Annotated in this window: 7 protein-coding genes; 6 read left to right on the forward strand and 1 reads right to left on the reverse strand. The window is 41.5% G+C overall.

Annotated features, from left to right (window positions below; all coding sequences use genetic code 11):
- A partial coding sequence (locus Q0296_RS05375; protein ID WP_298037628.1) for a hypothetical protein occupies positions 1 to 573 on the forward strand: 573 nt, incomplete at its 5' end.
- A 24-nt stretch (positions 574 to 597) separates the two neighbouring features.
- On the opposite strand, the gene Q0296_RS05380 is transcribed toward Q0296_RS05375, so the two are convergent.
- Positions 598 to 900, reverse strand: coding sequence for a c-type cytochrome (locus Q0296_RS05380; protein ID WP_298037631.1), 303 nt, complete (start codon positions 898 to 900; stop codon positions 598 to 600).
- Between the two features lie 91 nt (positions 901 to 991).
- Here Q0296_RS05380 and gmhB point away from each other — a divergent pair, with 91 nt between their 5' ends.
- Genes gmhB through Q0296_RS05405 form a run of 5 tightly spaced genes read left to right on the forward strand, consistent with a single transcriptional unit; the run spans position 992 to position 4,845 of the window.
- On the forward strand, positions 992 to 1,507 hold the full coding sequence (gene gmhB, locus Q0296_RS05385; RefSeq protein WP_298037634.1) for a D-glycero-beta-D-manno-heptose 1,7-bisphosphate 7-phosphatase: 516 nt from the start codon (positions 992 to 994) through the stop codon (positions 1,505 to 1,507).
- On the forward strand, positions 1,504 to 2,493 hold the full coding sequence (rfaD, locus tag Q0296_RS05390) for an ADP-glyceromanno-heptose 6-epimerase (RefSeq protein ID WP_298037642.1): 990 nt from the start codon (positions 1,504 to 1,506) through the stop codon (positions 2,491 to 2,493). Before gmhB ends, rfaD begins: the two co-directional genes overlap by 4 nt.
- The gene (rfaE1, locus tag Q0296_RS05395) at positions 2,486 to 3,904 is read left to right on the forward strand and encodes a D-glycero-beta-D-manno-heptose-7-phosphate kinase (protein ID WP_298037652.1); all 1,419 of its coding nucleotides are present in this window, start codon (positions 2,486 to 2,488) and stop codon (positions 3,902 to 3,904) included. Before rfaD ends, rfaE1 begins: the two co-directional genes overlap by 8 nt.
- A complete protein-coding gene (gmhA, locus tag Q0296_RS05400; RefSeq protein WP_298037658.1) occupies positions 3,879 to 4,448 on the forward strand; it encodes a D-sedoheptulose 7-phosphate isomerase in 570 nt (189 codons plus the stop codon). The genes rfaE1 and gmhA overlap by 26 nt, the downstream gene beginning before the upstream one ends.
- Before the next feature lies 1 nt (position 4,449).
- Positions 4,450 to 4,845 (forward strand): SseB family protein, encoded by a 396-nt coding sequence (locus tag Q0296_RS05405; RefSeq protein ID WP_107856273.1) that lies wholly within the window; start codon positions 4,450 to 4,452, stop codon positions 4,843 to 4,845.
- Positions 4,846 to 5,213 lie beyond the last annotated feature (368 nt).

Below are 5,213 nucleotides of genomic sequence, written 5' to 3' on the forward strand. Positions count from 1 at the left end.
GATGTAAATTTGGCTTTGCTAAATTTGGGCTTTATAAAAAAATGTGACAGTGGCTACAACGTAACAGATGTTGGCAAATACTATGGTGGCATGCAAAACTACTACATGGGTAGGGCTAGCATTAGGTGGGATGAGAGGATAGTTTATAACGAAAATTTCGTAGATGAGATAATGAAAAATACCGCAAAAACGGCCAAAGAAGAGCAAAAAGAAGATTTTAGAGAGAAATTTAAGGCTGAATACCGAACAAACGACGGCCACTATGTAAGAAGTAGGGCAGAGCTAGTCATCGCAAACTGGCTTTTTGCTGAGGGCATAGCCTACGCTTATGAAAAAAGAGTGCCGATAAAAGAGGACATATATTGTGATTTTTACATACCAAAAGGCAAGGTCTATGTTGAATTTTGGGGCTTGGAAGATGACGAGGCGTATATAAAAAGAAAAGAGCAAAAGATAGAGCTTTATAAAAAATACAATCTAAATTTAATAGAAATAGACAACAATACAATCAACAACATCGATGACTATCTGCCAAAAGAGCTTTTGAAATTTGGCGTGAGTTTAAATTTGTAGAAAAAGGGGCGAGCGCCCCTATGATTATTTTAGTGTTTGGATGTATTCTGCAACTGCTTTGATGTCGTCATCGCTCATTGGAGTAGCGATCGGTTTCATCATAGCGCCAAGACCAAATTTATTTGCTCCTGTTTTGTAGCCTTTTATTGCCTCTTCGATAGCTGCAGCGTCAAGTGATGTTAAAGCTGGAACTTTGTTATTGAAAACTTTTTCAGCTTTAGCTCCATGACAGGCGATACATTTTTTGTAGATCGTAGCGCTATCAGCAGCAAAAGCAGCAGTTGAAAGTAGAGCTGCAACGCCAGAAACGATTAGTAATTTTTTCATTTTTCATCCTTTTTAGAAAAGTGTCGGCATTATAATATAAAAAGGTAAATTTGCAAGAGGCTAGTTAAAATATTTTGGTTATAATCACCAAATGAATAAAAATATAGCCATTAAAGCACTTTTTCTAGACCGCGACGGCGTCATAAATGAGGACGCTGGATATGTTTGTGAGATTGAGAACTTCAAATTTATTGATGGCATTTTTGACGCCTTAAGAGATTTTGCTGGGGCTGGCTACAAGCTCTTTGTCGTGACAAATCAATCAGGCATCGGCAGGGGCTACTACACGCAGGAGCAGTTTGACGCTCTAAACAAATTTATGCTAGAAAATTTCAAAAAAGAGCAAATTTTTATCACAAAAGTCTATTTTTGTCCGCACGCTCCAGAGGCGGATTGCGCTTGTAGAAAACCAAATCCAAAAATGATACTCGATGCTTGCAAAGAGTTTAACATAGACCTTGAAAACTCGCTCATGATAGGCGATAAGCCAAGCGACGTTGAGGCTGGCAAAAGGGCAGGTGTTGGTAGAAATTTCTTGCTTGATGGGATAAATTTTAAAGATGTAAGAGATGTTTTAAATAAGCTAAAAAAGGAAAAATCACTATGAATTTAAACGGAAAAAAGATAGTTATAACTGGCGGCGCTGGCTTTATCGGCTCAGCCTTAGCGCATTATTTTGACGAAAACTATAAAGATGTTCACGTGCTTGTCGTGGATAAATTTAGAAACGACGAAACATTTAGCAATGGCAACCTAAAAAGCTTTGGGCATTTTAAAAACTTACTTGGCTTTAAGGGTGAAATTTACGCTGGCGACATCAACGATCGCAGCACACTTGAAAAGATAAGAAACTTTGCTCCAGACGTCATCTACCACGAGGCAGCGATCTCTGATACGACCGTAAAAGAGCAAGATGAGCTTATAAAAACAAATGTAAATGCCTTTGTAAATTTACTAGATATCTGCGAGAGCTTGGGCGCAAAGATGATTTACGCAAGCTCAGGGGCGACTTATGGCAACGCAAAGAGCCCACAAACAGTTGGCGAGTGCGAAGCGCCAAATAATGTCTATGGCTTTAGCAAGCTAAGCATGGATAATATCAATAAAATTTATGCAAAGCGTGGTGTGAGCGTGGTTGGGTTAAGGTATTTTAATGTCTTTGGCAAGGGTGAGTTTTTTAAAAACAAGACCGCCTCGATGGTGCTTCAGTTTGGCCTGCAAATTTTGGCCGGCAAGACGCCAAAGCTCTTTGAGGGCAGCGACCAGATCAAGCGTGACTTTGTCTATATAAAAGATATCATCGATGCAAACATAAAAGCACTTGACGCGCCAAGTGGCGTCTATAACGCAGCTACTGGCAAGGCTAGAAGCTTTCAAGATATCGCTGACATCTTGCAGCGTGAGATCGGCGTAAATTTAGGCAACGAATACATAAAAAACCCATTTATCGGCTCATATCAGTTTCACACTGAGGCCGACGTGGCCCCAGCTCGCGAGGCATTTGGCTTTAGCGCGACTTGGAGCTTGGAAGAGGCGATAAAAGACTACTTGCCAGAGATAAAGAGAATTTATAAGGAAGAGATAAATGGCTAAGAGAGTTAAAATTTTAGTCGTCGGCGATCTCATGCTGGACCACTATATCTGGGGCAGCTGCGAGCGCATCTCTCCTGAAGCGCCAGTGCAGGTCGTAAAGATAAATAACGAAACCTACACCCTTGGTGGCGCTGGCAACGTGGTGAGAAATTTACTCTCCCTTGGCGCAAACGTGAGCGTGGCTAGCGTCTTAGGAGATGACGAGGCTGGCAAAAAGATAAAAGAGAAGCTTGCTGAGCTAAATGTAAAAGATGAGCTGATACTTACTGAAAAAGGGCGTGAAAGCTCGATAAAAAGCCGTATCATGGCATCTCACCAGCAAGTTGTCAGGATCGATAAAGAGAGTGTTGTCAAGATAAATTTAGAAGATGAGCTTGTCTTAAAAGTAAAAGAAAACCTTGCAAATTTTAAGGCCGTCTTGCTAAGCGACTATGGCAAAGGCGTGCTTAGCGAGAAGGTCTGCCAAGAGATCATAAACGAGTGCGTGAGGCTAAATATCCCAGTGCTCATAGACCCAAAAGGCAGCGACTACTCAAAATACAAAAACGCGACCCTTCTAACGCCAAATAAAAAAGAGGCGAGCGAGGCTACAAATTTAAAGATAAAAGACAAGGCCGAGCTTGAAAAGGCGATAAAACAGCTAAAGGACGAGCTAAATTTGACCTATTCGATCATCACGATCTCAGAAGAGGGCATCGCGCTTTATGACGACAGGCTACACATCTTTGCTGCCAAAGCAAAAGAGGTCTTTGACGTCACTGGTGCTGGAGATACGGTGCTTGCCACACTTGGCTACATGCTAGCAACTGGCGCTGATATAAAAGAGGCGATAAAGATAGCAAACCTTGCAGCAGCCGTAGTTGTAGCAAAGATAGGTAGCGCAACGGCTAGCTTTAGCGAGATTGAGCAGCTGCTAAATAGCTCATTTGGAGCAAATTTCGAGCACAAGCTTAAAAGCGTTGAGGAGCTAGAAGAAATTTTGAGCCAAAAGGGCAAGAAAAAGGTCGTTTTCACAAATGGCTGCTTTGATATCCTGCACGCTGGACACGTAAAATACCTAGCGCGCGCAAGAGAGCTTGGCGATCTTTTGGTCGTTGGACTAAACTCGGACGCTTCAGTTAAGAGGCTAAAAGGTGATGAGCGTCCTATAAATTCGCAAAATGATAGAGCCTGCGTGCTAAGTGGGCTTGGATTTGTTGATTATGTAGTCATTTTTGACGAGGATACGCCTTTAAATTTGATCACCAAAATAAAGCCAGACGTGCTTGTAAAAGGGGCTGATTACAAGGGCAAAGAGGTCGTTGGCAGCGAGATAGTAAAAGAGGTCAGACTGATTGACTTTGTCGAGGGTAAAAGCACAACAGGGATAATAAAAAGGATAAAATATGCTAAAAACGATGATAAAAAATGAGCTTGAAGCTCACCAAAAGACATTTAGCGAGCATGTAAATTTGCTGGCTAGCTTGGAGCGTGCTTGCCAGATGGTAGCTGATACGCTAAAAAATGGTAAAAAGGTGCTGATATGTGGCAACGGCGGCTCTGCAGCGGACGCTCAACACTTTGCGGCCGAGCTAACTGGCAGATATAAAAGCGAGCGTCAAGCGCTACCAGGCATTGCGCTAACTACCGATACTTCGGCGCTTACGGCCATTGGCAACGATTATGGCTTTGACTATGTTTTCTCACGCCAGTTTGAGGCTTTAGCCCAGTCAGGCGACTTGCTCGTGGCGATCTCAACAAGTGGCAACAGCAAAAACGTCCTTGAAGCTATAAAAAGTGCCAAGAAGATGGGCGCATTGGTGCTTGGACTTAGCGGCAAAGGCGGTGGTGCGATGAATGAAGGATGTGATCTAAATTTAGTCGTTAGCTCAAGCGATACAGCAAGAATTCAAGAGTCGCACATCTTTTTCATCCACACGATCTGCCAGGCCGTAGATGAGGCTTTTAGGGGCTAAAATGCAAGAAGCGATGGATAAATTTTTAAATGATCCTTGCCAGAAAAATGAGATAAATTTGATATCAGCTTTGAAAAAGGCCACATTTTTTGCTCCGGTGCTTTTAAACCAAGCGCTTGCAAAGCCTGATGGTGGCGTCGTCTATGAAGAAGAGGGCTCAAATATCAAATTTATCCTCCTTGAAGATGAGGGCGAAAAGCTTAGCTATTTTCCGGCATTTACAAGCAAAGAGGCGATGAAACTTTGGCGAAACGACAGCGAGCAAGAGAGCATAGAGATAGGGCTAAAAGAGTATCTAGCGATGCTAAAAGAGAGCAGTTACGCTGGTGTCGTGGTGGATGCTTTTAGCTATGACTTTGTGCTAAAAAGAGAGCTGATAGAGAAAATTCTCGCCTAGTGTGTAATAAAATTTATAAAATTTTACGCATTATTTTATGCAAATAGCTTTGATGAGGTAAATTTAAACTGCTGGCTTGTTTAAATTTGTTTTATAGGCTGGTTTTTTGTTGTGAACTTTGCTAAATTTTACTTTTTGCACGTTTTCTAAATTTGGCACAGCAGACGAGCTGAGGCTAAATTTAGGCTCGTGTTTGATCTTAATAATCTGTAAATTTCATTATCTCGTTCGCAAAATTTTGTTGCGTATATCAAATTTATGCTTTTATTATTTTGTTTAATGGCTTGTAGGCAATGTGATCAAATTTGATTTACGATTTAACGCCGTAAGATCGTTATAAATTTTAAATTTTAGTTGGTTGGCAATAC

The sequence above is a fragment of the uncultured Campylobacter sp. genome (genome assembly GCF_937890585.1).
GTDB lineage: Bacteria > Campylobacterota > Campylobacteria > Campylobacterales > Campylobacteraceae > Campylobacter_A.